This window comes from Rhizobium sp. PAMB 3182 (genome assembly GCF_052908355.1).
Genome location: NZ_CM128607.1, coordinates 3,627,143 through 3,649,813, shown reverse-complemented (window position 1 = coordinate 3,649,813; position 22,671 = coordinate 3,627,143). Strand labels below are relative to the sequence as shown.

The window sequence follows — 22,671 nt, the reverse complement described above, 5'->3', positions numbered from 1 at the left end:
ATAGGCAGACAATTCAGGCGTATCCTTGATCTGTATCAAAAGTGCGACAGACGCAGCCGCCCGGTACGGCTGACAACATGCAAACAGCAGCGAGGCCATGCAGCGTGATCCCTTGCGTTTCCGGTACTATTGGTCTATAGCGCCCCGGTCCGCCCAGACACCCTTGGAGGCAAGGCGGATGAAGCCGGTCAATTTGCCGATTTCAAGTGAACCTCTCCCGGAATATCCCGGCCACGGTTCGCTCTCCAATAATACGCGAAAGGAAATGCCATGAGCCAGGAAACTTACGTGCTCAAGGCCGAAGCGCGCGAACGGGTTGGTAAGGGGTCCGCCCGAGAACTTCGCCGCAACGGTATGATTCCCGCTGTCATCTACGGTGACAAGCAAGCTCCCCTCGCCGTCGCTCTGTCGACGAACGAAGTTACCAAGCGCATCCACGCTGGCGGCTTCATGACCACCATTGCGACGATCGAAGTCGACGGCAAGTCCATCAAGGTTCTGCCGAAGGACTATCAGCTCGATCCCGTCCGCGACTTCACCGTGCATGTCGACTTCCTTCGGGTTTCCGGCAACACCCAGGTGACCGTTGCCGTTCCGGTTCAGTTCATCAACGAAGACAAGTGCCCCGGCATCAAGATCGGCGGCGTTCTGAACGTCGTTCGTCACGAAGTCGAAGTCCATTGCCCGGCTGATGCCATTCCGGACCACATCGTGGTCGACCTCACCGGTTGGAAGATCGGCGAAGGCGTTCACATCTCGCACGTCAAGCTGCCGGCAAAGGTGACCCCGGTCATCACCGACCGCGACTTCACGATCGCGACGATCGCGACGCCGGCTGGCGGCGTCCAGGACGAAGAAGAAGCATCCGGCGACACCGAAGAATAATCCTCTTCGATCGTTACGATCAGGGCCCGCGCACCGGCATCCGGCGCGCGGGCTTTTTTCATGCCGGCGCATCCCTGGCCGCTGCGATCGCAGATACCGGACGCACCTTAAGGCCATGTTTACCAGCTTTCGGCTTTGCGCCTGAAAGAGGCCCGCCTGCCCCGCCTCCAATGCTGTTTCGACCGGGTTATTCAGCAAAGCTTAAAACTCGTCGATGAAGATCGTCGGCAGTTCTGCGGCCTTCACGCTCCATGCGCCCCGAAGCCGGCCACAGATCAAAAGCGGGAGGAGGAACGCCGACGATATCGCGTCTCCCAGCGAAGTCGATTGAGGATAGCAGCATATGAAGACAAACTCGGTCCAGAGCCGATTTATCGCCATCATTCTCGCAGCGCTCTTCGTGCTTGTCGTCCCGCTTTTCCTGCTCTTCTTCCACCTGTCCGGCGAGCGCGCCAGCCGCGAGGCCTTGGAACATGCGCAGATCGTTCTGGCCGCCAACGCGCAGGCGCTGGGCAAGCCTCTATGGGACTTCGACGAGGAGAGCGTAAAGCAGATTGCCAACACGATTGTCTCCGACCCCAGCATCGACGCCGTCAAGGTGACCGAAAGCGCCAACAATACGTCCACCGAATTCACGTCCTTCCAAAACAAGCCGCAAACCGAAACTGTCAATCTGTCCGCACCCATCGACTATCAGTCTCCCGATGGCGTCCGCCGGGTCGGCATCTTGTCGATCTCGGTCGCCAAGCCGGGCTTTCTTTCCAATCACAAGAGCGAAGAACTGTCCTTGATCGGCATCTTCGCCTTTGCTGTCCTGATCATCACCGTCGCCGCGATCGTCGGCAGCCGGATCATCATCCTGAAGCCGCTGGAGAAACTCACAAAGGCGATCCGCGCCACCCGCATTCCTGGGTCGCGCCACATGGTCGAGTGCTCCTCGAAGGACGAAATGGGCGAACTTGCCGCGAACTTCAACGAGATGCAGGCGCGTCTCGCCAAGGAAGAGCTGGAACTGAAGCAGGCGCACGACCGCGCCACCACCACCTACAATCTGACGCCCGCCAAGCTTTACACCGTCGACGAACAGGACCGGCTGGTGGCCGTCAGCGATTACTGGCTGCTGGCGACCGGCTACCGCCGCGAAGACGTGCTGGGACGGACGTTCGGCTCCTTCGTGCATGAGGCCAGCCGTGAAGCCTATGCCGAATACAAGATCAAGGCCGCGCAATGGCAGGGCGACTACAATCCGACGGTCAAGTTCGGCTGCGCGGACGGACGGGTCATCGACGTCCTGATCAAGGAAGTGCCGATGGAGCAGGACGATGGCAACGGCCTGGTCAATCTCGCCGTCATGACCGATGTCACCGAACTGAAGGACGCCGAGCAGCGCAACAGGATGCAGGCGATCACCGACCACCTCACCGGACTTCTGAACCGGCAGGGCTTCGAGAACGAACTCGACAAGGTGCTGACCGAGGTCAATGAGAACGGCGGCGAACTCGCCTGCCTGCTGATCGACCTCGACCGCTTCAAGGCCATCAACGACAATCTGGGGCACGCTTATGGCGACAAGGTGCTGCGCACCATCTCGAACCGCATCCGCGACCAGTTGAGAGCCCAGGACAGGATCGCCCGCCTCGGCGGCGACGAATTCGCCGTGCTCGTGCCCGCCCAGAATGCGGAAAAGGCCGCCACGGCAATCGCCGAGCGCATCGTCACCGCCTGCGAGGCGCCGATCCTGACGGACGGCCATGAATTGTCGGTGAGCGCCAGCGTCGGCATCGCGCTTTACCCGGCCCAGGCCTCCAGCGCCGGTGAACTGCTGCAACGCTCGGACATGGCCATGTATGTGCGCAAGCACAATGGCAAGAACGGCGCGGAACTGTTCAACTTGGACATGATCAAGTCCGCCCGGGAAAAGGCCGACATCGGTGCATGGATCGATCAGGGGCTTCGTGACGACTGGTTCGAGGCGCACATGCAGCCGGTCATGAACCTGCAGAAAGGCACCCTGGCCGGCTTCGAATGCCTCCTGCGCCTGAACCACCCGGAACACGGGCTGATCCCGCCGAGCCGCGTCATCGCGGTCGCGGAGGAAAACGGCTCGATCCGCAGGGTCGGTGACCGGATGTTCGAGAAGGCCATCAGCCAGATGGTGGAGCTGTCGGCGATTCCGGCGCTGTCCCAGACGCGCTTCGCCGTCAATGTCTCGCCGTTGCAGTTCACGCCGGATCTGGCGCCGCGCCTCGCTCACCTGATGATGGCGGCGGGGCTTTCCCCGCACCGGCTGATCCTGGAAATTACGGAAGCCGTGCTGATGCACAGAAATCCGGAGATCAGCAACGTTCTGGCCGCCATCCATGAATGCGGCTTCAAGATCGCCATGGACGATTTCGGCACCGGCTACTCGTCCCTGAGCTACCTGCTGCGCTTCCCCTTCAACATCGTCAAAATCGACCAGTCCTTCACCAGCTCGCTCACCAGCCCCGATGCGGAGATCGCGAAGCGCAGCCGTCAGCTGATTGAAGGCATCCGGGCGATCTCCCAGCAGATGAACTGCCAGGTCGTCGCCGAGGGCATCGAAACGCCGGAGCAGGCAGAAGCCCTGCTTGGCCTCGATATCGAGTTCGGCCAGGGCTACCACTTCGGCCGCCCGAAGCCCGTGGCCGAAATCATCCGCCAGTTCTCGCCCGCCGCCCTGGAGAAGGCGGCCGCTGGCCTGTTGTCCTAACCGAACGGAGCCCCCCTTTGAAGAACGCCATCCTGGTAGCCGCCTTTCTGATCCCGACCGTCCTGCAGGCCGCACCGCTGACGCTGACGACCGAATCCTATCCGCCCTTCAACTTCCGTGAGAATGGCGAATACAAGGGCTCCTCGATCGAGCAGATCCAGATTCTGATGAAGGCGGCGGGCATCGACTACACGATGGAGATGATGCCGTGGGCCCGCGCCATCGCGCTTGCCGAAAAGGATGCGAATACCTGTGTCTTCACCACCGTTCACAACCAGGAACGCGATCCGTCCTTCAAATGGGTGGAACCACTGCTGACCAGCCGGACAGTCCTCATTCGCAAGGCGGGCTCTGGCGTCGATCCGAAGTCCCTGGCCGATGCCAGAATGTTCAACGTCGGCACACAACGCGACGACTTCACCCAGACCATCCTGCAGGAAAACGGCTTTGCCCGGATCGATCTCGCCACCGATCTGGAACTGACCATGAAGAAACTGCTCTCCGGTCGCATCGACCTGATGCCGATCTCCGAGAAATACTACGACAAGCTGAAGCGCGAAGGCGTGCCGATCGAGTCGACTCTCGTCCTCGCTCAGGACGTCTATTCGATCGCCTGCAATCCGGGCGTACCCGACGAGACGGTCAAGAAGATGCAGACCGGGCTCGACGCACTGATCGCCGACGGCACGCAGGCGAAGCTCTTCGAGAAATACGGGTTGGCGGGTGACTGACGCCACGCGTCAGCAGCGCCGCAAGACTTGACATCGTCTGCGTTTCAGGTTGGTGAAGCGGAGGAACAGCTTCAAGCGAAAAAGGCCCCGCCATGCTCATAATCGCCGGCCTCGGCAACCCCGGAGCGAAGTACGCCGGAAACCGCCACAACATCGGCTTCATGGCCGTCGACGCCATCCAGCGCCGCGCCTCTTTCGCGCCCTGGTCGAAGAAATTCCGCGCCGAAATTTCCGAAGGCGAGATCGCCGGCGAGAAGGTGCTGCTGATGAAACCGCAGACCTTCATGAATCTCTCCGGCGAATCCGTCGGCGAGGCGATGCGCTTCTACAAGCTCGGACCGGAGAACATCGTCGCGATCTACGACGAACTGGATCTGCTTCCCGGCAAGGCCCGCATCAAGACCGGCGGCGGCTCCGGCGGCCATAACGGTATCAAGTCGCTCGACGCCCATTGCGGCAAGGACTACCGGCGCCTGCGCCTCGGCATCGGCCACCCGGGCGACAAGGCCCGCGTCCACGGCTACGTCCTCGGCGACTTTGCCAAGGCCGATCGCGAATGGCTCGACCCGCTGATGGACGCGCTCGCCGACAATGCCGAGATGCTGGTGAAGGCAGAGGATTCGCAACTGATGAACAAGCTGGCGCTGGCCGTCGGCGGCAGCAGCGACGCCCCCGCCCCGAAGCCCGCCAAGGCTCCCGCCAAGCCGGCCGGAAAGTCGCATATCCATCAGGCAAGGACCACGCAGCAGAAGATTCCCGAAAAGGGACCGATGGCCGAGATGCTGAAGCGCATGTTCGGCAAGAAGGACGATTAGCTGCGGCACATTTTGGAGCTCAGGATGTCACTTCTCGATATTCGCCCGGTTGTCGAGGGAGACATTTCCGCGCTCATAACGTTGTATTCCCACCTGACAGGCGACACGCCAGCCATGCCTTCGGATATGGCAGCCAGACGGTTCACGGAAATCGACCGTCACCCGGGTATGACAATATTGGCGGGATTTGCTGGCAGCGAGATGGCTTCGTCCTGCACCCTTGTTGTCATCCCGAACCTGACACGCGGCGGCAGACCCTATGCGCTGATTGAGAATGTCGTCACACATCCAGACCATCGTCGCATGGGATACGGGCGCGCAGTCATCCGGAAAGCCATCGAAATGGCCTTCCAGGCCGATTGCTACAAGGTAATGCTGCTGACAGGCGCGCGAAACCCCGGCGTGATCGAATTCTACGAGAGTTGCGGCTTCTCGCAATCGAAAACGGGCTTTCAGATCAGGCAGGATTAGCGCGGCCAACTGTCTTGACTAATCCTCGTCGCCGCCCGCCGGCAGATAATACTGCTCCCAATCCGCCTTCGGAATGGCGTCTCCCAGTTCGAAGGCGAAGGCCGTCACTGTGCGGTCGTCGGCAGCGAGCGTGCAGTCGAACTTGAGCCGGTACCAGAGACCGTTGGCACGGATCGCCGCGCCGTCGGCCCGAATGGTGGCGCCGTCGGTCTGTGTGTCCTTCAGCGCATAGGCGATCACCTGTTCGGTCTTCAGGCTCTTCTTCCACGCCTCCACCTGCTCCATGGCCTCAAGGTTGCAGATCTGCTCCTTGCGGTCGTCGAGCGCCACGCCGTTGAGTTCGGCCACCGCCTTGGCACTGCGCGGATCGGCGAGCGTCCTTGCCGCAAAGAAGGTCTTCGCCTGAACCATGCTGCTTTGGGACGGAGGCTGCGAGCTCTCCGACGGCGCGGCGGGCTTGATGGATGTCGGCGGAACGGGAGAAGGTGTCGGGTTCGTAGCATCCTTCGGCGCGGTCAGGATGGCCGGCGCGGGCCGCGTCGCCTCAGGTGGCACGGAAGGCACGATCGCAACCGAGATGCTCTCTTCGGTCGGTCGGACCTGCGGCCTCGGAAATCGTATGAGCAGCAGCAACAGGACGAGAAGAACGCCGTGGAACGCCACGGAAACGGCAACAGACCACCGGTCGCCGGGCGGGGTCTCCGGCCCCGGAAGAAGTCTCTCTGCCTGCATGATTGTCCGATGGTTGCGAATACCGAAGCAACTTTGGATTGGCACCGATCAAAGCGGCAGTAAGATGGCAATCCGAAGGCCTCGGTGAAATGACACCGCCCGGGGCTGCGCGCTATTCCTCCGGCTCGGTCGTGAACATCAGCGGGAAGCCCGCCTCCTTGGCCAGATCCGTCGCTTCCTTCGCCTTTGTCTCGGCAATGTCGCGGGCATAGACGGCAACCACGCAGGAGCCCTTCTGATGGGCCGTCAGCATGATGTGGTTGGCGGCATCTTCGCCGGTGCGAAACACAGCTTTCAGGACGAGCACGACGAATTCACGCGGCGTGTAGTCATCGTTGAAGAGAATGACCTTGTGCAGCCGCGGCCGCTCCAGCTTCGGCTTGGTCACCGTCTTCGGTTTGAGAACAGTATCGTTCTGGCTCATCGCAGCAAATCGTGTCCGTCAAAGCGCAAGCGCCGCCGTTTTCAGGCGGAATGGGGCGCGGAAAATTTATGGAGTTCCAATGCCACTACCATACAGCATCGCGACGCCGAATCCAATGCCGCCCGCCGGCAGCAACAGGTCACCCTGCCCCGCTTGCGACTGTCGGCCAAGCTGCTAAGCTTTCGGCACACGGGGCAAGACGCTGATGAAGCTTGACCTTTTGCAGCACGGGGAGACGATCTTGGGCATAGCAGCGTCATCGCGTCGATCGTCCGTCAGCTACGGCTCCGAGCCCGGAGTACGCTTCGCCTTGCTTCTCGATGGCGCCGGCGGCGGCACGCAACTCGATTTGACGGCGGTCGACAGCCTCAAGCCCGAGGAAGGCGTCGTCTGGCTGCATCTGGAGCGCGACCATCCGGCCGCGGCGGAATGGATCCGGACGAAGAGCGGCCTCGATCCGGTGGTCATGGACGCCCTTCTGGAGGAAGACACCCGCCCCCGCGTCGAACCGATCGACGACGGGCTGCTGATCATCCTGCGCGGCGTCTGCGCGACCGCCCCGGACGACGTCGACGATGCGCCGGACGACATCGACCTCGTACCGATCCACCTGTGGGTTGACGGCGAAAGCGTCGTCTCGCTGCGCGACAGCGGCCATTACATCACCGCGCTTCGCGACATCCGCCTGGCGCTCGAGAACGGCAAGGGACCGCAGCGTTCCGGCGAACTGCTCGCCCTCATCTCCGACAAGCTGGTCCGCGATCTGGAGCCCGTGCTGGACGACATGGACGAAGAGGTCGATCAGCTCGACGACATGATCTTCAACGGCAATGACAGCGAGGTGCGCGGTCGCCTGAAGGCACTTCGCCGCCGCGCCGTCCAGTTGCGCCGCTATCTCGCGCCGCAGCGCGACGCCCTCAACCGTATCGAACATGACGACGCCCCCTGGCTCGGCGAACGTGACAAGCTCAGGATGCGCGAGGTCATCGACAAGCTGATGCGCTTCATCGAGTATCTCGACGCAATCCGCGACCGCACCTCGATCCTGCATGACGACCTGTCGACCGTCATCAGCGAGCGCATCGCCCGCAATTCCAATCGGCTGGCAGCACTCGCCGCCCTCCTCCTGCCGCCAAGCGTGATCGCCGGTCTGTTCGGCATGAATGTCGGCGGCATACCCGGCGTCAACGACACCTGGGCCTTCATCCTGATCGTCGCCTTCGTCACGATCAGTTCCGCCGCCACGCTCTGGCTGCTCAGGCGCATCAACTGGCTCTGACATCGCCAAAGCGGCCCCGCCGCGCCGCTTTCCCCTTGACCTGAAAGCCCGTGTCCCGCATAGGCAGGCAAAGAATTTCCGGAAGAAAAGACAGGTTTTCCCGATGGGTTTCAAATGCGGTATCGTCGGTCTGCCGAATGTCGGCAAGTCGACCCTCTTCAACGCGCTGACGAAAACGGCCGCCGCGCAGGCAGCCAATTATCCGTTCTGCACGATCGAGCCGAACACCGGCGAAGTCGCAGTGCCCGATCCGCGCATGAAGAAGCTGGCGGAAGCCGCCAAGTCCAAGGAAATCATTCCGACGCGTATCTCCTTCGTCGACATCGCCGGCCTCGTGCGCGGCGCGTCGAAGGGCGAAGGCCTCGGCAACAAGTTCCTCGCCAATATCCGCGAAGTCGACGCCGTCGTGCACGTGCTGCGCTGCTTCGAGGATGACGACATCACCCATGTCGAAGGCCGCATCAATCCGGTCGGCGACGCCGACACGATCGAGACCGAGCTGATGCTTGCCGACCTCGAAAGCCTGGAGCGCCGCGTCGAGCAGACGCGCAAGCGCGCCACCGGCAAGGACAAGGAATCCATGGCGCAGCTCCCGGTCATGGAAGCCGTCGTCAAGCTCCTGAACGAAGGCAAGCCCGCACGCCTGCTCCTGAAGACGCTGAGCCCGGAAGAAGTGCTGACGCTGAAGGGCCTCAACCTCCTGACCTCGCATCCGGTCCTCTACGTCTGCAACGTCGCCGAAGCCGACGCCGCGACCGGCAACAAGCACACCGAAGCCGTCGCCGCCATGGCGAAGGAACAGGGTGCGGAATGCGTGATCATCTCGGCGGCGATCGAATCCGAAGTCGCGCAGCTCCCGGAAGAGGAAGCGCAAGAATTCCTGGGCGCCCTCGGGCTGGAGGAAGCCGGCCTCGACCGGCTGATCCGCGCCGGCTACCACCTGCTCGACCTCATCACCTATTTCACCGTCGGGCCGAAGGAAACGCGCGCCTGGACGATCGTGCGCGGCACCAAGGCACCCGCCGCCGCCGGCGTCATCCACACCGATTTCGAACGCGGCTTCATCCGCGCAAACACCATCGCCTATGATGACTACATCGCCTTTGGCGGCGAAGTCGGCGCCAAGGAAGCGGGCAAGGCCCGCGACGAAGGCAAGGAATACGTCGTCCAGGACGGCGACGTCATCCACTTCCGCTTCAACACGTAAGACAAGCGCTTACCGCAATAGACAAAGAGCGAGACGGAAAACCGCCTCGCTCTTTTCTTTTCAACACGTTGCGTAGCCGGCCTGAATCAGTCTCTCAGGCTGGAAATGGATTTACCGCAGCGTCGGCAGGATCGCCCGCATCCGCGCGGGCAGAATGGCCAACAGGCCCGAGCGCAGCGTCCGCCAGCCGAAACCGATGATCAGCACGATGGCGCCGACGACCAGCACGACGACCGAGAACTGGTCCGATATCCGGCCCCACAGGCCGCCTCTTGCGCCCGTCTCCAGAATGCCCGCAACGGCATAGCCGAGCGACAGCAGGCCGGAGGTGACGAAGGCGCGGCGGTCGAGCAGGACACCGGCGAGCATCAGCACCACGACGGCACCAATGAGCGTCAGCGATGCGCTGAGCGGCAGATTGGCGATGCCCATCCCGCCGCTGTGGTTCATCGTCGTGACGAACACCGCATTCAGGAGCGCAGGCGCGGCAACCAGATGCAGCCAGAAAGCGACGTCGGAACGCCGCGTCAGCCGCTTCGGATCGGAAAGGTCGAAATAGAGCGCGATCAGGAACAGAGTGAGTCCGAACAGGCCGATGAAGAACGGGCCGATGCCGCGCCCGGCCGCGGTCTCCAGCGGCAGCGGTCCGAGGAACGGCGTGGCGATAGCGGAGACAATGAAGGCGACGGCGGAAACGCACAGCATGGCAAAAGCGATCGGCACGCGGTAGCGCCAGTAATAGGCGCCGAGCAGCAGGGCCTCGAAGACGAGGATGATCAGCGCATCCGCTTTTTCGGAAGCGGCGCCGAAGAGGTCCGGCGTACCTGTCATCGTCACGTAGAGCGATGACACCGCGTAGAACGCCGAAACCGTGAAAGCCAGTGTCAGAACGACGGCAGGCAGGGCAAGCCGCTGGCGGCGGATGAAGATTTCCGATAGCAGCAGCACCGCGGCGAGAATGACATAATAGGGTGTCAGCCCGGCGAGACCTGCAAGCGTGATGAGGATGCCGATGGTGATCAGCACGTCATGATAGCCACGGATGAAGCGCGGCGATTCGCTCTCCTCCTCCTCCGTCGCCCGGTCGGTGGCGATCGGCTCGTCGAGCGTGTCACGCACTTCACCATTCTGCGGCGAAGGTGCGGCGGTGATGCCCACGCCCCGATGCAGCAGGAAGTCGGCAAGCGGCGCGCTTTGCGCCTCCGCGATCACGCCCGCCTGGGCGGCTTCTGCGAGGAGTGGCTGGAGCGCACGCTTGCGCCCCTCCCAGTCGTCGAGCGAAAAGGTCCTGTCGGCCATTCATATCCCCTGGCTGCAAAATTCAGCACAAGGGATATAGCTTCAACCCGCAGATGCAACCCGTAAAGGTCGATCGGGACGCGTTATGCCGCTCAGTTCTTTTTCGCCGGGCAGGTCGAAACGCCGAGGATCGAATAAAGCGGGCACGTGGAAAAAAGCCCGGTGGCCAGCGGCACGATGCCGATCAGCGCGTAGTAGCGCCACCAGGCACCCGGATAAAGAAAGAATAGTGCGATGAGAACCACGCCGACGAGGATTCGAAGCATGCGATCGACGGAACCGACATTCTTGGCAAACATGGAAGTGACCTTTCCTGAAGCGATGCATTGGCCGGACGCCGCCGGCAGTCGTCACATATTGCGCCTGTCCGGCATCGAATGACATGATAAAAATCAAAACATCTATATGTGTGAATGTTTTTTCATCGAAATCCGGGCTCCCCGCCCCTTGCCATGCGGGTGGCAACTGACCATTGTTCAACCTCGAACAATGGTCCCAGAGCCCCATGACAGCCAGATACTATTTCGAGGATTTTCATTCCGGCCGCACATTTCCGTTCGCTCCGGTCACCGTCAGCAAGGAAGAGATCATCGCCTTCGCAAGCGAATTCGATCCGCAGCCGATGCACACCGACGAGGAAGCCGCGAAGGAGTCGATGTTCGGCACGCTGATCGCCTCCGGCTGGCACACCTCCAGCATCATGATGCGGATGATGATCGATGCCTACCTCCTGCAATCGGCCTCCGAGGGGTCCCCCGGCGTCGACCTGATGGAGTGGAAGAAGCCGGTGCTCGCCGGTGACACCCTGTCTGGTCAGACGACCGTCGTGCAGAGCCGTGGCTCGGCCTCCAGACCCGGGCTCGGCCTCGTAAAGGTCCTCCACGAACTCTTCAACCAGCGTGGCGAACTGGTCTTGAAATCGGAAAACTGGATCATGATGCGGCGGCGTCCGGCCGGGGAGGCTCAACAATGAGAATGTCGGATCTCCACAAGCCGGATACGCGTGTCAACGTCGGCACCTACACCTTTACCGACGAAAAGATCATCCGCTTCGCCAACGCCTTCGACCCGCAGCCGTTCCACGTCGATGCGGAAGCGGCCAAGGATTACGTCTTTGGCGGCCTGTGCGCCTCCGGCTGGCACACGGCCGCCGCCTGGATGCAGACCTTCCTTGGCTACTGGCAGAGGGAGAGCGACCGGTTGACCGGCGAAGGCGAGGAGCCGCCGAAGCTCGGCCCCTCGCCCGGCTTCACCAGCCTCAAATGGCTGCGTCCGGTCTTTGCCGGCGACAAGGTCACCTACTACGTCACGCTGACCGGCAGCCGGGCGCTGGCCTCCCGGCCGGGACTTATTCTCAACACCACCCTTGTCGAAGGCGAGAACCAGGACAAGTTACCGGTGTTGCGCTTCGAAAGCAGCGTGCTGGAATACGAGTGAAACACGGTGGAGTGATCAATGTCCGTCTATGACTATCAGGCCAGGAACAATGCCGGCCAGCCTGTCGACCTCGACACCTATCGCGGCAAAGTGCTGCTGATCGTCAACACGGCAAGCGCCTGTGGTTTCACCCCGCAATATGCCGGCCTGGAAGAGCTCTACAAGGCGTACAAGGACGACCTCGTCGTCCTCGCCTTTCCGTGCAACCAGTTCGGCGCGCAGGAGAAGGGCAGCGACGAGGAGATCAAGACCTTCTGCGACCTGAACTTCAACATCTCCTTCCCGCTCTTCGCCAAGGTCGATGTCAACGGCAGCGATGCCCATCCGCTGTTCAAATATCTGAAGGAGGCCTTGCCCGGTGTGCTTGGCACCGAGGCGATCAAGTGGAACTTCACCAAGTTCCTGATCGCCCGCGACGGCAAGCCGCTCAAGCGCTTTGCACCGAACGACAAACCTCAGGACATCGAGGACGACATCAAGGCGGCGATCGCCGCCTGACGGCTTTCAGTGGCCTGAAAATTCGACGAGCGTGCGGACCTCGACGCCGAGCGCTTCGAGCTTCTTGCGGCCGCCGAGTTCCGGCAGGTCGATGACGAAGCAGGCCGAGACCACGTCCGCCCCCATCTGCCTGAGAAGCTTCACCGCACCTTCCGCCGTACCGCCGGTCGCGATCAGGTCGTCGACGAGGATCACCTTCTCGCCCGGCTGAACGGCATCCTTGTGCATCTCCATCTCGTCCACGCCGTATTCCAGGCTGTAGGCGATGCGCACGGTGTCGTGCGGCAGCTTGCCCTTCTTGCGGATCGGGATGAAGCCGGCGGAAAGCTGGTGGGCCACCGCGCCTCCGAGAATGAAGCCACGCGCCTCCATGCCGGCGATCTTGTCGACCTTCAGCCCGACATAGGGCTGCACCAGTTCGTCGACGGCGCGGCGGAAGGCGCGCGGATTGCCGAGCAGCGTGGTGATGTCGCGGAAGATGATGCCGGGCTTCGGATAATCCGGAATGTTGCGGATGGCGGCGGCAAGTTCGGAACGCAGATCGTTCATCGATGACTTTCCTCTGTTTTGGCTGGGAGGTTCGAAGCCTCCCATAAAAAAGGCGGCCCGAAAGCCGCCTTTCAAGTATGGGGACAAGAGATCCCTTAGTGTTCCTTGCTGGCGTAGACAGCCTTCTTGGTCAGGTAGATCAGCGCCGTGAAGATCGCCAGGAACACCAGTACCATGAAGCCGGTGCGCTTGCGGTCTTCGAGATGCGGCTCGGCGGCCCACATCAGGAATGCGGAGACGTCGTGCGCATACTGGTCGAGCGTTTCCGGCGAGCCGTCATCATACGTCACCTGGCCATCGGAGATCGGCGGCGCCATGGCAAGCGACGGCGAACCGACGAAATACGGGTTGAAGTGCGTGCCTTCCGGAACCGTGTAGTCCGAACCGTCGGTGTTCTTGATGCCTTCCGGCGGCTCCTGGTAGCCTGTCAGAAGCGAGTAGATATAGTCCGGACCACCTTCCTGATACTGCGTGAAGATATCGAAGATGAAGGTCGGGAAGCCGCGTTCGACACCGCGCGCCTTGGCGAGCAGCGACATGTCCGGCGGGGCAGCACCGTTGTTGGCGGCGGCGGCTGCTTCCGGGTTCGGGAACGGCGACGGGAAGTAGTCGGAGGCAACGGCCTTGCGGGTGAACATCTCACCATCGCCGTTCGGACCGTCCTGCACTTCGTAGTTGGCCGCGAAAGCCTTCACCTGGGCTTCGGAGTAGCCGAGGTCTTCCAGCGTGCGGAAGGACACCAGCTCCATCGAATGACAGGCCGAACAGACTTCGGTGTAGACCTTCAGGCCGCGCTGCAGCTGGGCCTTGTCGTAATGGCCGAACGGCCCGGCAAAGCTCCAGTCCTGGTTCTTCGGCTTGAGGATGGGGAAGTGCCCACCCGCAATCGCATGCGTTGTTTCCTCGGCCAGGCCGTGGCCTTCCTCGGCCGCGAATGCCGATCCCGACGCGAAGACAGCGGCGGCGATGACAATGCTTGATACAAGCTTTTTCATTGTTTCAGTTCCTTTCAGCCGCTGCAGGTTCACGCTTTCGCGCTCTTCTTCTCGAGCACCGCTTCGGTGATCGAGTTGGGAATGCGCTTCGGCGTTTCGATCAGGCCGAGAACCGGCATGATGACCAGGAAGAAACCGAAGTAGTAGATCGTGCCGCACAGAGCCATGAGGGTGTAGAGGTCGGACGGCGTACGCGAACCGAGCCAGCCCAGCATGATGCAGTCGACGACGAAGAGCCAGAAGAACAGGCGGTACCACGGACGGTACACGGCCGAACGGACCTTCGAGGTATCGAGCCACGGCAGGAAGAACAGGATGATGATCGAGCCGAACATCACCAGAACGCCGCCGAGCTTGGAGTCGATCGGACCGATGTTGAAGGTGATCGCACGCAGCATCGCGTAGAACGGCAGGTAATACCATTCCGGAACGATGTGGGACGGCGTCTTCAGGGCGTTGGCCATGATGTAGTTGTCGGGGTGGCCAAGGTAGTTCGGCAGGTAGAAGACGAACCAGGCATAGGCGATCAGGAAGATCACCACGCCGAGCGCATCCTTCAGCGTCGCATAGGGCGTGAAGGGAACGGTGTCGGTCTTCGACTTGACTTCAACGCCGGTCGGGTTCGTCTGGCCGGTCACGTGCAGCGCCCAGATGTGCAGGATAACGACACCGGCAATCATGAAGGGCAGCAGGTAATGCAGCGAGAAGAAGCGGTTCAGCGTCGGCTGGCCGACGGCAAAGCCGCCAAGCAGGAACTGCTGGATCCACTCGCCGACCCAAGGGAAGGCGGAGAAGAAGCCGGTGATGACGGTCGCGCCCCAGAAGGACATCTGACCCCAGGGCAGAACGTAGCCCATGAAGCCGGTCGCCATCATCAGGAGATAGATGACGACGCCGAGGATCCAGAGGATTTCACGCGGCGCCTTGTAGGAACCGTAGTAGAGACCGCGGGCGATGTGCAGGTAGACGGCGACAAAGAAGAACGACGCGCCGTTGGAGTGCAGGTAACGGATCAGCCAGCCGTGATTGACGTCGCGCATGATCTTTTCGACAGAGTCGAAGGCGATCGTCGTCTCGGCGGTGTAATGCATGGCGAGAACGATGCCGGTGAGGATCTGGACGATCAGCATGACCGACAGCATGGCGCCGAAGGTGTAGGCATAGTTCAGGTTGCGGGGAACCGGATAGGCGACGAAGCTGTCGTAAATCATCCGGGGCAGCGGCAGGCGGGAATCGATCCACTTTTCGAGACCCGTCGACGGCTGGTAGCTAGAATGGCCACTCATAATCAGTATCCCCCTCAACCGATCTTAATGACTGTGTCGTTGACGAACGAGAAAACCGGCATGTGGAGGTTCTCGGGTGCCGGACCCTTACGGATACGGCCCGCCGTATCGTAGACAGAACCATGGCAGGGACAGAACCAACCGTTATATTCGCCGGCCTGCCCGAGCGGCACGCAGCCGAGATGGGTGCACGAGCCGATCATCACGATCCAGTTCTGCTTGCCGTCGCCGGCGGAGCGGTCGACGCCACTCGCAGGCGCATCGGCCGGCAGGTTGGCGTTGCGCGCGACCGGGTCCTTCAACTGGTCCATCGGAACGCTGGCAGCCTCTTCGACTTCCTTGTCCGTGCGGTTGCGGATGAAGACCGGCTTGCCGCGCCACTTGACCGTCAGCGACATGCCCGGCTCCAGCGCCGAAACGTCAACCTCGATCGAGGCGAGCGCCAGAGTCGATGCATCCGGACGCATCTGGTCGATAAAGGGCCACGCAACGGAGACTGCGCCTACAGCAGCAGCCATGCCGGTGGTCAGATAAAGGAAATCACGGCGAGTCGGCTCGCCCATGTTCTCGCTAGTCGCTTCGTGTTCGCTCACGGTTACCCATCCTCTCCGCGTATTTCTGCGAAAAACCGCATCTACACCTTAAGATTGGAGAGCCCCATGAAAACACGGTCCCGTAACAGACTCCCCACCATTCCGGCGCTTCTATGCTTGATCGCAAAATAAGTCCAGTCTTGGCAAGGGGGTGAGCCAACAATGTCCCGGAAAATTGCTCCCGCCATGTCACTGATCGAGTTGATGAAAGACAAATGGCCCAGCATAGGCCCCGGCAGTTCTTGGCGGAGCATTGCGCGACCTCCCGCAAGCCGCTCCGTCGGCAGCGGCGTCCTGCCGCATGCCAACTGATCAGAACGGCCTAAGGAGGGCAGTTTTTCCGGCGTCTGGAGCCGCTATTCCGCCGAAATCGGCTGTGCGACATCGTCTTCTGCGGCAAGGAATCCGCCCGACTGCCGCGCCCAGAGTTCTGAGTATAGCCCACCGGATGCGAGGAGCTCGTGATGCGTTCCCTCCTCGATGATCCGCCCCTTGTCCATGACGATCAGCCGGTCCAGCGCGGCGATCGTCGACAGCCGGTGCGCGATCGCCAGAACGGTCTTTCCTTCCATCAGCCGGGCGAGGTTCGACTGGATGGCGGCCTCGACTTCCGAATCGAGCGCCGACGTCGCCTCGTCGAGAACGAGGATCGGTGCGTCCTTCAGCATCACGCGGGCGATGGCGATGCGCTGGCGCTGGCCGCCGGACAGCTTGACGCCGCGCTCGCCGACATGCGCGTCGAAACCCTTGCGGCCGCGCTGGTCCTGCAGGTCGCGGATGAAATGCAGCGCTTCGGCGCGTTCCGCCGCCCGCTCCAGATCCCCTTCCCCCGCATTCGGCCTGCCGAACAGAATATTGTCGCGGATGGACCGGTGGAGAAGCGCCGTGTCCTGGGTGACCATGCCGATCTGCGAGCGCAGCGATTCCTGGCGGACGGCCGCGATATCCTGGCCGTCGATCAGGATTCGTCCGCCTTCGAGGTCGTAGAAACGCAACAGCAGATTGACGAGCGTCGACTTGCCGGCGCCCGAGCGTCCGACAATGCCGACCTTCTCGCCGGGCCGGATGTGCAGGCTGAGATCGTCGATGACACCCGAGCCCTTGCCGTAGTGAAAGCGGATGCCCTCGAAGCGGATATCGGGTCCGGTCACCACCAGCGCGCCGGCCCCCGGTCGATCCGTCAGCTGGATGGGCTCCGAAATCATCTCGGCCGCATTCTGTATGACGCCGATATTGCGCACGATGCCGTTGAACTGCGTCATCATGCGGCCGAGCAGCATGTTGAGGCGCAGGACGAGACCAAGCGTGAAGGCGACTCCGCCGGACGAGATCGCGCCGCTGAGCCAGAGGTCGACCGAAAGCGCGGCGACCATGGAAATCATCACCCCGGACAGAAGTGCCAGCGACGTGCGGATACCGGTAATGTGCCGGGTCAGTTCCATGACCACGGCGCGCCCCTTGCGGAAACCACTCATCATGTACTGGTCGTTCACGTCCTCGCGGCCGTAGAGCTTCAGCGTCTGGATATTCCCGTAGGAATCGACCAGCCGGCCGTTGATCATCGACGCCATCTCCGCCGTCTCGCGCGCCCTCGCCCGCACCCGCGGGACGAAATAGCGGGCCAACACCCCGAACACCCCGATCCAGAGGGCGATCAGCGCCGACAGTCGCCAGTCGAGCTGCGCAACCAGCGCCATGGTCGAGACGGTGTAGATGATGATGAACCAAACCACCTGCAGCATCGACACCATCAGGTCGGAGACCGACTGCCCGGCACTCCAGACCTTCGTCACGATGCGCCCGGCGAAATCGTTCTGGAAGAAGGTCAGCGACTGGCGCGCGACATGCACATAGGCCTGCCAGCGGGCAAGCGTCACGAAACCGGGGACGATCACCTGCTCCTCAACGAGCGCGCTCAACGCCGTCACGATGAAGCGGACGACGAGCACGGTTGCGAGCATCGCGGCGAGCTCCATCCCGTGATTGGCTGTAAGCCCCTCCCATCCCGATCCTTTCGGCGTCTGGTCGAGGATATCCACCAGCCGGCCGACGAACCAGAACAGCGCAGCCTCCAGCATCGCCACCAGCCCGCCAAGCACGAGCATGGCGAAGAACGGCCACTTGGCCTGCCGGACATAATACCAGATGAAAGCCAGCGTACCCCGTGGCGGCCGCAGGTCATCATGGCGGGCGAAGGGATCGATCCAGTTTTCGAAGAGGCGGAGGATTCGGGCGATCAGCATGAGCGAGATATAGGCGGATTCCGAATTTCGGCAAATAGAGGCTCCCTCGCCAAATTGCCGCGCGGCCCTGTCCCGCATTTACCATTCAGAAACGCAACGGGGCCGCGCGACAACCGTAACCAAACAAGACAGGTGCCTCGAATTGATACATCCACCCACGGCCGATGGCGGGAAAACGGCGATCGGAGGACACCTGAAATTGCACGAACAGCAGCCCAGCACAGCGGATAAGTTGAAAAATCTGGAGCAATTCGACAAAATCGATACATGTATATATTTCGATTAAAAATTTAATATTCGAATTACAGCGGAATAAACCAGGTATTTACAAGACACCTACTACAAGACTGCAAGAAATAGTAATGTCTCCGATCAGTAATGGCGCATATCGACCGCCTGTATCATTTTGAACCGGAGCAGTGCATGCAAAAGGAATGGCAGCTTGTAGAACAGTGCTCTGCAGCCTTGCCGCGCTTGCGGCAAGCGCTGAAGCGCTTCAGCTCGGATCGCGCCGGCAATTTCGCGGTGACCTTCGCGCTCATCGCCGTGCCGCTCTCCATGACGGTGGGATCGAGCTTCGACTTCGCCGAAGCCTACAACACCCGCGAGAAGATGCAGGCCGATCTCGACGCCGCTCTTCTTGCCGGCGTGCGCGACATCGGCACGGCGACCGATGCCGAGATCAAGGACAAGATCCGCAAATGGTTTGCCGCCCAGACGCCGCTGACCAACGCTGACGGCTCGGTCGATCCGACCGCGGATGTCAACGCGACGGCTTCGTCGAATATCGGCACCTACCAGCTCACGGACGACGACATCACGATCGATCATACGACGCACGAGATCAAAGCCACCGTCAGAGGCACGATCGGCACAACGCTGCTGCGCATCGTCGGCGTGGACGACATTGACGTCTCGATCACCGCTGCCGCGGCAGGCTCGACGACATCCTTTATCGACGTCTACATCGTCCTCGACAAATCCTCTTCTATGCTGCTGGCCGCCACCACGGCCGATCAGCAACTGATGGTCGACAAGACCAGCTGTGTCTTCGCCTGTCACTCGGGCAGCATCGCAGTGGCGAGCGGCAGCGGTCGCAAGAAGACGTACACCTACTACACCCCATACGAAATGGCGCGACTGAACAACGTGACGCTGCGTTCGGACGTCCAGCTCGACGCCGTCAGGTCCGTGCTCGACATGGTCGACGCCGCCAACACCGAAACCCAGCACATTCGTGTAGGTTTCTACACAGTCGGCACCAGCACGACCGGCTCGTCGCTCTTCTCTTCAAGCTACAACACGGCAAACGGGCTGCACGCGATCCAGGCGCCGACCTACGACACCGCCGCGCTGCGCTCGTCGCTGACCAACAACAGCGCCCTGAACTCCGACAGCACCTACGACTCGTCCGACTTCCGCGCCCTCAAGAGCCTGTCGACAGCCGTCGGCACCGCCGGCGATGGACTGACCCAGGATTCCGCCAAGAAACTGGTCATGCTGATCACCGACGGCGCGCAGTCCAGCAAGGGCTTCATCACCAGTTCGAGCTATTATCCGGACATCTCGCCGCTCAATCCGAAATGGTGCGACAATGCCAAGAACGCCAAGGCCACCATGGCGGTTCTCTACACCGAGTATCTCGCCGTCTCGATCGGCGATGACGTATACCGCTACCAAAGCACGCTGGGTTCCACGATGAGCTCCAGCTACTTCACCAGTGTCTGGGGAGGCACCCTGAGCTCGACCGACAACGGCACGAGCCGGCGCGACTATATATCCAAGGCGCTGTCCGCGTGCGCATCGAACTCCAGCTACTTCATCGCGGCAGAGGACAAGGACGAGATCGTCAGCGGCTTCTCGGCGCTGTTCGACACCTACCTCTCGAATATCCGTCTGACGCAATAATGGGAGGCCAATCGGAGGAGTGCGATCTGCCTCCTCCGGTTACCATAGAGAGGCGAGACGAGGATGGTTGCGGATGTCGTCTGCGGAAGTCACCTCGGTAGCATCCCATCCACACGCGATGGCGATGTCGCAGATGTCTCTCTGATCATCGAAAAATAACGGCCGCTCGCCCATGGCAATACTCAGGCGATCATTGATGGCTTCAAAAAAGCGGGGATCGTTTTTGCCGAAGCCTATTTCGGCGCTGTAGAACAAGTCATCAAAGTGCTCGGAAAATTTCAGGTCGTCCCACAGATATCGGGCTCGGTGATGCTCCTGCCCAGTGGCGAGAAAAAGCTGACGCCCCCCGAGGGCCCGCAATCGCTTCACCAGCGAAAACACCGCAGCATTCTGGTTCGAGTCCTTTTCAAACCAGTACCGCATGAAATCCCCGACGGAACCGCGATAACCTGTTCGGGGCAAGACCTCGGCCAGCACGTCTGCCAAATCCCGACGGCCCGTTATACAATCCGTCATCGGCGCGGCCCCGCCTTCGCCTGCAAACAACTGCCGTTGCAATGCTAGGCGATCGACGCCGAGATCCTCCTCGATGGTTGCGTCCCATGGTCGGCGCAGTTCCGGCCGCACGTGCCACCCGTCGATCAATACGCCATCAACATCGAAGAATATTTTCATCATTTCACCCAAGTAGCGTGTCCGCCCGCGACTAAAGCCGCGGGCGGATTTGCGTGAAACGCCCTACTCCGCCGCCACTTCCAGTTCGTCGGCGATGAAGCCGCCGGACTGGCGGTTCCAGAGGTCGGCATAGATGCCGGTACCGGCGGCGAGTTCCGCATGCGTGCCCGACTCGACGATGTTGCCCTTGTCCAGCACGATCAGCCGGTCCATCTGCGTCAACGTCGACAGGCGGTGGGCGATCGCGATCACCGTCTTGCCTTCCATCAGCGAGAACAGGCTCTCCTGGATCGCCGCCTCCACTTCGGAATCGAGCGCCGACGTCGCCTCGTCGAGGATCAGGATCGGCGCGTTCTTGAGGAACACGCGGGCGATCGCGATCCGCTGGCGCTGGCCGCCGGAAAGCTTGACGCCGCGTTCGCCGACATGGGCGTCGAGCCCCTTGCGGCCCTGCAGATCCTCAAGCGACTGGATGAAGTCCCAGGCGTTCGCCTGCCTGGCAGCCTCGATGATCTCCTCGTCGCTGGCCGACGGACGGCCATAGGAGATGTTGTCGCGGATCGAGCGATGCAGGAGCGAGGTGTCCTGCGTGACCACGCCGATCAGCGAACGAAGGCTGTCCTGCGACACCGTGGAGATGTCGTCGCCATCGATCGTGATGCGGCCCGCCTCCAGATCGAAGAAGCGCAGAAGCAGGTTCATCAGCGTCGTCTTGCCGGCACCCGAACGGCCGACAAGGCCGACCTTTTCGCCGGGACGGATGCCGAGCGTCAGGTTCTCGATGACACCCTTCTGCTTGCCGTAGTGGAAGCGGACCTTGTCGAACAGGATCTCCCCCTTCGGCACGGTCAGCGCGTTGGCGGCGGGCCTGTCGACGATGTCGTGCGGCTTCGTCATCATCGCCATGCCGTCATAGACGGTGCCGATGTTTTCGAAGAGCGCCGAGACTTCCCACATGATCCACTGCGACATGCCGTTGATGCGCATGGCAAGGCCGATGGCAATGGCGATCGCCCCGATGGAGATCACGCCGTTCAGCCAGAACCAGATCGACAGCGTGCCGATAGCAAACAGCGCCACGCAGTTGTTGAGATAGACGAAGATCTGGAAGAGCGTCACGCGGCGCATCTGCCGGTAGACGGTCTGCAGGAACTCGTCCATGCCGCCCTTGGCGTACTGCTCCTCGCGACCGGCATGCGAGAACAGCTTCACCGTCGCGATGTTGGTATAGCTGTCGACGATCCGGCCGGTCATCATCGAGCGCGCATCCGCCTGATCGGCGGAGATCTTGCGCAACCGCGGCACGAAGTAGGCGACGATGCAGACATAGATGGCGAGCCACACGATCAGCGGCGCCGTCAGCCGCCAGTCGGCTGTGGCGACGACGACGATCATCGTGATGAAGTAGGACATCACGTAGACGAACACGTCGAGCAGCTTCATCACCGTTTCGCGCACGGCAAGCGACGTCTGCATGACCTTGGTGGCCACGCGCCCGGCAAATTCGTTGGCGAAGAACGTCATCGAATGCCGCAGCAGGAAGCGGTGCATCTGCCAGCGCGCCATCATCGGGAAATTGCCGAGCAGCACCTGGTGCATGATGACCGACTGCGCTGCGACGATCAGAGGCAGGCCGACCAGCACCATGGCACCCATGCCGATCAGCTTGGGTGCTTCCGTCTGCAGGAAGGTCGTGCGATCCGCATTCGACAGCCAGTCGACGATGTCGCCGAGGAACCGGAACAACATGACTTCTCCGACCGCGATCAGCACGGTGAAGAACGACATGGCCAGGAGCCAGCCGGCGGCCGGCTTGGTGTAGTGCCAGCAGAAGGAGAAAAGCCCCTTGGGGGGCAGCTCGGGATCTTCCGAGGGATAGGGGTTCAGTCGCTGTTCAAACCAGGCGAACATTG

At 61.5% G+C, this 22,671-nt stretch carries 22 protein-coding genes; 11 read left to right on the top strand and 11 right to left on the bottom strand.

Features of this window, described 5'->3' with window-relative positions; all coding sequences use genetic code 11:
- Window positions 1–270: 270 nt before the first annotated feature.
- The 5 genes from ACU5AZ_RS17515 (at window position 271) to ACU5AZ_RS17495 (ending at window position 5,633) form a co-directional block, all read left to right on the top strand.
- Complete coding sequence (locus ACU5AZ_RS17515) at window positions 271–885, top strand: 50S ribosomal protein L25/general stress protein Ctc (RefSeq protein WP_446823608.1); 615 nt, start codon at window positions 271–273, stop codon at window positions 883–885.
- 343 nt (window positions 886–1,228) lie between these two features.
- Complete coding sequence (locus ACU5AZ_RS17510) at window positions 1,229–3,616, top strand: EAL domain-containing protein (RefSeq protein WP_446823607.1); 2,388 nt, start codon at window positions 1,229–1,231, stop codon at window positions 3,614–3,616.
- A 17-nt stretch (window positions 3,617–3,633) separates the two neighbouring features.
- The gene (locus ACU5AZ_RS17505) at window positions 3,634–4,347 is read left to right on the top strand and encodes a substrate-binding periplasmic protein (RefSeq protein WP_446823606.1); all 714 of its coding nucleotides are present in this window, start codon (window positions 3,634–3,636) and stop codon (window positions 4,345–4,347) included.
- Between the two features lie 92 nt (window positions 4,348–4,439).
- Complete coding sequence (gene pth, locus ACU5AZ_RS17500) at window positions 4,440–5,162, top strand: aminoacyl-tRNA hydrolase (protein ID WP_446823605.1); 723 nt, start codon at window positions 4,440–4,442, stop codon at window positions 5,160–5,162.
- A gap of 24 nt (window positions 5,163–5,186) precedes the next feature.
- The gene (locus ACU5AZ_RS17495) at window positions 5,187–5,633 is read left to right on the top strand and encodes a GNAT family N-acetyltransferase (RefSeq protein ID WP_446823604.1); all 447 of its coding nucleotides are present in this window, start codon (window positions 5,187–5,189) and stop codon (window positions 5,631–5,633) included.
- Window positions 5,634–5,651: 18 nt separating this feature from the next.
- Here the strand turns inward: ACU5AZ_RS17495 and ACU5AZ_RS17490 are convergent, their stop codons facing one another.
- On the bottom strand, window positions 5,652–6,365 hold the full coding sequence (locus tag ACU5AZ_RS17490) for a DUF930 domain-containing protein (protein ID WP_446823603.1): 714 nt from the start codon (window positions 6,363–6,365) through the stop codon (window positions 5,652–5,654).
- Between the two features lie 112 nt (window positions 6,366–6,477).
- A complete protein-coding gene (gene clpS, locus ACU5AZ_RS17485; RefSeq protein ID WP_261929565.1) occupies window positions 6,478–6,789 on the bottom strand; it encodes an ATP-dependent Clp protease adapter ClpS in 312 nt (103 codons plus the stop codon).
- Window positions 6,790–7,030: 241 nt separating this feature from the next.
- On the opposite strand from clpS, the gene ACU5AZ_RS17480 reads away from it, so the two are divergent.
- Together ACU5AZ_RS17480 and ychF are read left to right on the top strand one after the other, a co-directional pair.
- Window positions 7,031–8,068: a CorA family divalent cation transporter gene (locus tag ACU5AZ_RS17480; RefSeq protein WP_446823602.1), complete on the top strand. Its 1,038-nt coding sequence runs from the start codon at window positions 7,031–7,033 to the stop codon at window positions 8,066–8,068.
- Between the two features lie 103 nt (window positions 8,069–8,171).
- Complete coding sequence (gene ychF / locus ACU5AZ_RS17475; RefSeq protein WP_261929563.1) at window positions 8,172–9,275, top strand: redox-regulated ATPase YchF; 1,104 nt, start codon at window positions 8,172–8,174, stop codon at window positions 9,273–9,275.
- Between the two features lie 111 nt (window positions 9,276–9,386).
- Here the strand turns inward: ychF and ACU5AZ_RS17470 are convergent, their stop codons facing one another.
- Window positions 9,387–10,574 carry a hypothetical protein gene (locus ACU5AZ_RS17470; RefSeq protein WP_446823601.1) on the bottom strand — a complete coding sequence of 396 codons (1,188 nt, stop codon included), beginning with the start codon at window positions 10,572–10,574 and terminating at the stop codon, window positions 9,387–9,389.
- Window positions 10,575–10,666: 92 nt separating this feature from the next.
- The gene (locus ACU5AZ_RS17465) at window positions 10,667–10,873 is read right to left on the bottom strand and encodes a YgaP family membrane protein (protein ID WP_446823600.1); all 207 of its coding nucleotides are present in this window, start codon (window positions 10,871–10,873) and stop codon (window positions 10,667–10,669) included.
- A gap of 206 nt (window positions 10,874–11,079) precedes the next feature.
- Between ACU5AZ_RS17465 and ACU5AZ_RS17460 the strand changes: the two genes are divergently transcribed.
- The 3 genes from ACU5AZ_RS17460 to ACU5AZ_RS17450 are packed head-to-tail and all read left to right on the top strand — an operon-like array spanning window position 11,080 to window position 12,509.
- Window positions 11,080–11,547 (top strand): MaoC family dehydratase, encoded by a 468-nt coding sequence (locus tag ACU5AZ_RS17460; RefSeq protein WP_446823599.1) that lies wholly within the window; start codon window positions 11,080–11,082, stop codon window positions 11,545–11,547.
- A complete protein-coding gene (locus ACU5AZ_RS17455; protein ID WP_446823598.1) occupies window positions 11,544–12,011 on the top strand; it encodes a MaoC/PaaZ C-terminal domain-containing protein in 468 nt (155 codons plus the stop codon). Before ACU5AZ_RS17460 ends, ACU5AZ_RS17455 begins: the two co-directional genes overlap by 4 nt.
- Before the next feature lie 18 nt (window positions 12,012–12,029).
- Entirely contained in the window at window positions 12,030–12,509 is a 480-nt protein-coding gene (locus ACU5AZ_RS17450; RefSeq protein WP_446823597.1) for a glutathione peroxidase, read from the top strand.
- Window positions 12,510–12,515: 6 nt separating this feature from the next.
- Here ACU5AZ_RS17450 and ACU5AZ_RS17445 read toward each other — a convergent pair whose 3' ends face one another.
- From ACU5AZ_RS17445 to ACU5AZ_RS17425, 5 genes are all read right to left on the bottom strand, one after another.
- Window positions 12,516–13,058, bottom strand: coding sequence for an adenine phosphoribosyltransferase (locus ACU5AZ_RS17445; protein WP_446823596.1), 543 nt, complete (start codon window positions 13,056–13,058; stop codon window positions 12,516–12,518).
- Window positions 13,059–13,153: 95 nt separating this feature from the next.
- Complete coding sequence (locus ACU5AZ_RS17440) at window positions 13,154–14,053, bottom strand: cytochrome c1 (RefSeq protein ID WP_446823595.1); 900 nt, start codon at window positions 14,051–14,053, stop codon at window positions 13,154–13,156.
- A 29-nt stretch (window positions 14,054–14,082) separates the two neighbouring features.
- A complete protein-coding gene (locus tag ACU5AZ_RS17435) occupies window positions 14,083–15,339 on the bottom strand; it encodes a cytochrome b (RefSeq protein WP_446823594.1) in 1,257 nt (418 codons plus the stop codon).
- Window positions 15,340–15,353: 14 nt separating this feature from the next.
- A complete protein-coding gene (gene petA, locus ACU5AZ_RS17430) occupies window positions 15,354–15,932 on the bottom strand; it encodes a ubiquinol-cytochrome c reductase iron-sulfur subunit (RefSeq protein ID WP_446823593.1) in 579 nt (192 codons plus the stop codon).
- 356 nt (window positions 15,933–16,288) lie between these two features.
- A complete protein-coding gene (locus tag ACU5AZ_RS17425) occupies window positions 16,289–18,175 on the bottom strand; it encodes an ABC transporter ATP-binding protein (protein WP_446823592.1) in 1,887 nt (628 codons plus the stop codon).
- A 423-nt stretch (window positions 18,176–18,598) separates the two neighbouring features.
- Between ACU5AZ_RS17425 and ACU5AZ_RS17420 the strand changes: the two genes are divergently transcribed.
- On the top strand, window positions 18,599–20,083 hold the full coding sequence (locus ACU5AZ_RS17420) for a TadE/TadG family type IV pilus assembly protein (RefSeq protein WP_446823591.1): 1,485 nt from the start codon (window positions 18,599–18,601) through the stop codon (window positions 20,081–20,083).
- A gap of 39 nt (window positions 20,084–20,122) precedes the next feature.
- On the opposite strand, the gene ACU5AZ_RS17415 is transcribed toward ACU5AZ_RS17420, so the two are convergent.
- Both ACU5AZ_RS17415 and ACU5AZ_RS17410 read right to left on the bottom strand, forming a co-directional pair.
- Complete coding sequence (locus tag ACU5AZ_RS17415) at window positions 20,123–20,761, bottom strand: HAD family hydrolase (RefSeq protein ID WP_446826039.1); 639 nt, start codon at window positions 20,759–20,761, stop codon at window positions 20,123–20,125.
- Between the two features lie 60 nt (window positions 20,762–20,821).
- Complete coding sequence (locus tag ACU5AZ_RS17410) at window positions 20,822–22,669, bottom strand: ABC transporter ATP-binding protein (RefSeq protein WP_446823590.1); 1,848 nt, start codon at window positions 22,667–22,669, stop codon at window positions 20,822–20,824.
- Between the last annotated feature and the right edge of the window lie 2 nt (window positions 22,670–22,671).

What these genes read in the sequence shown, in the direction of transcription:
- ACU5AZ_RS17440 (WP_446823595.1), bottom strand. Translation starts at nt 14,053, where the DNA reads ATGAAAAAGCTTGTATCAAGCATTGTCATCGCCGCCGCTGTCTTCGCG.
- ACU5AZ_RS17450 (WP_446823597.1), top strand. Translation starts at nt 12,030, where the DNA reads ATGTCCGTCTATGACTATCAGGCCAGGAACAATGCCGGCCAGCCTGTC.
- ACU5AZ_RS17470 (WP_446823601.1), bottom strand. Translation starts at nt 10,574, where the DNA reads ATGGCCGACAGGACCTTTTCGCTCGACGACTGGGAGGGGCGCAAGCGT.
- clpS (WP_261929565.1), bottom strand. Translation starts at nt 6,789, where the DNA reads ATGAGCCAGAACGATACTGTTCTCAAACCGAAGACGGTGACCAAGCCG.
- ACU5AZ_RS17435 (WP_446823594.1), bottom strand. Translation starts at nt 15,339, where the DNA reads ATGAGTGGCCATTCTAGCTACCAGCCGTCGACGGGTCTCGAAAAGTGG.
- ACU5AZ_RS17425 (WP_446823592.1), bottom strand. Translation starts at nt 18,175, where the DNA reads ATGCTGATCGCCCGAATCCTCCGCCTCTTCGAAAACTGGATCGATCCC.
- ACU5AZ_RS17515 (WP_446823608.1), top strand. Translation starts at nt 271, where the DNA reads ATGAGCCAGGAAACTTACGTGCTCAAGGCCGAAGCGCGCGAACGGGTT.
- ACU5AZ_RS17420 (WP_446823591.1), top strand. Translation starts at nt 18,599, where the DNA reads ATGCAAAAGGAATGGCAGCTTGTAGAACAGTGCTCTGCAGCCTTGCCG.
- ACU5AZ_RS17415 (WP_446826039.1), bottom strand. Translation starts at nt 20,761, where the DNA reads ATGATGAAAATATTCTTCGATGTTGATGGCGTATTGATCGACGGGTGG.
- ychF (WP_261929563.1), top strand. Translation starts at nt 8,172, where the DNA reads ATGGGTTTCAAATGCGGTATCGTCGGTCTGCCGAATGTCGGCAAGTCG.
- ACU5AZ_RS17410 (WP_446823590.1), bottom strand. Translation starts at nt 22,669, where the DNA reads ATGTTCGCCTGGTTTGAACAGCGACTGAACCCCTATCCCTCGGAAGAT.
- pth (WP_446823605.1), top strand. Translation starts at nt 4,440, where the DNA reads ATGCTCATAATCGCCGGCCTCGGCAACCCCGGAGCGAAGTACGCCGGA.
- ACU5AZ_RS17460 (WP_446823599.1), top strand. Translation starts at nt 11,080, where the DNA reads ATGACAGCCAGATACTATTTCGAGGATTTTCATTCCGGCCGCACATTT.
- ACU5AZ_RS17465 (WP_446823600.1), bottom strand. Translation starts at nt 10,873, where the DNA reads ATGTTTGCCAAGAATGTCGGTTCCGTCGATCGCATGCTTCGAATCCTC.
- ACU5AZ_RS17445 (WP_446823596.1), bottom strand. Translation starts at nt 13,058, where the DNA reads ATGAACGATCTGCGTTCCGAACTTGCCGCCGCCATCCGCAACATTCCG.
- ACU5AZ_RS17490 (WP_446823603.1), bottom strand. Translation starts at nt 6,365, where the DNA reads ATGCAGGCAGAGAGACTTCTTCCGGGGCCGGAGACCCCGCCCGGCGAC.
- ACU5AZ_RS17495 (WP_446823604.1), top strand. Translation starts at nt 5,187, where the DNA reads ATGTCACTTCTCGATATTCGCCCGGTTGTCGAGGGAGACATTTCCGCG.
- ACU5AZ_RS17455 (WP_446823598.1), top strand. Translation starts at nt 11,544, where the DNA reads ATGAGAATGTCGGATCTCCACAAGCCGGATACGCGTGTCAACGTCGGC.
- ACU5AZ_RS17510 (WP_446823607.1), top strand. Translation starts at nt 1,229, where the DNA reads ATGAAGACAAACTCGGTCCAGAGCCGATTTATCGCCATCATTCTCGCA.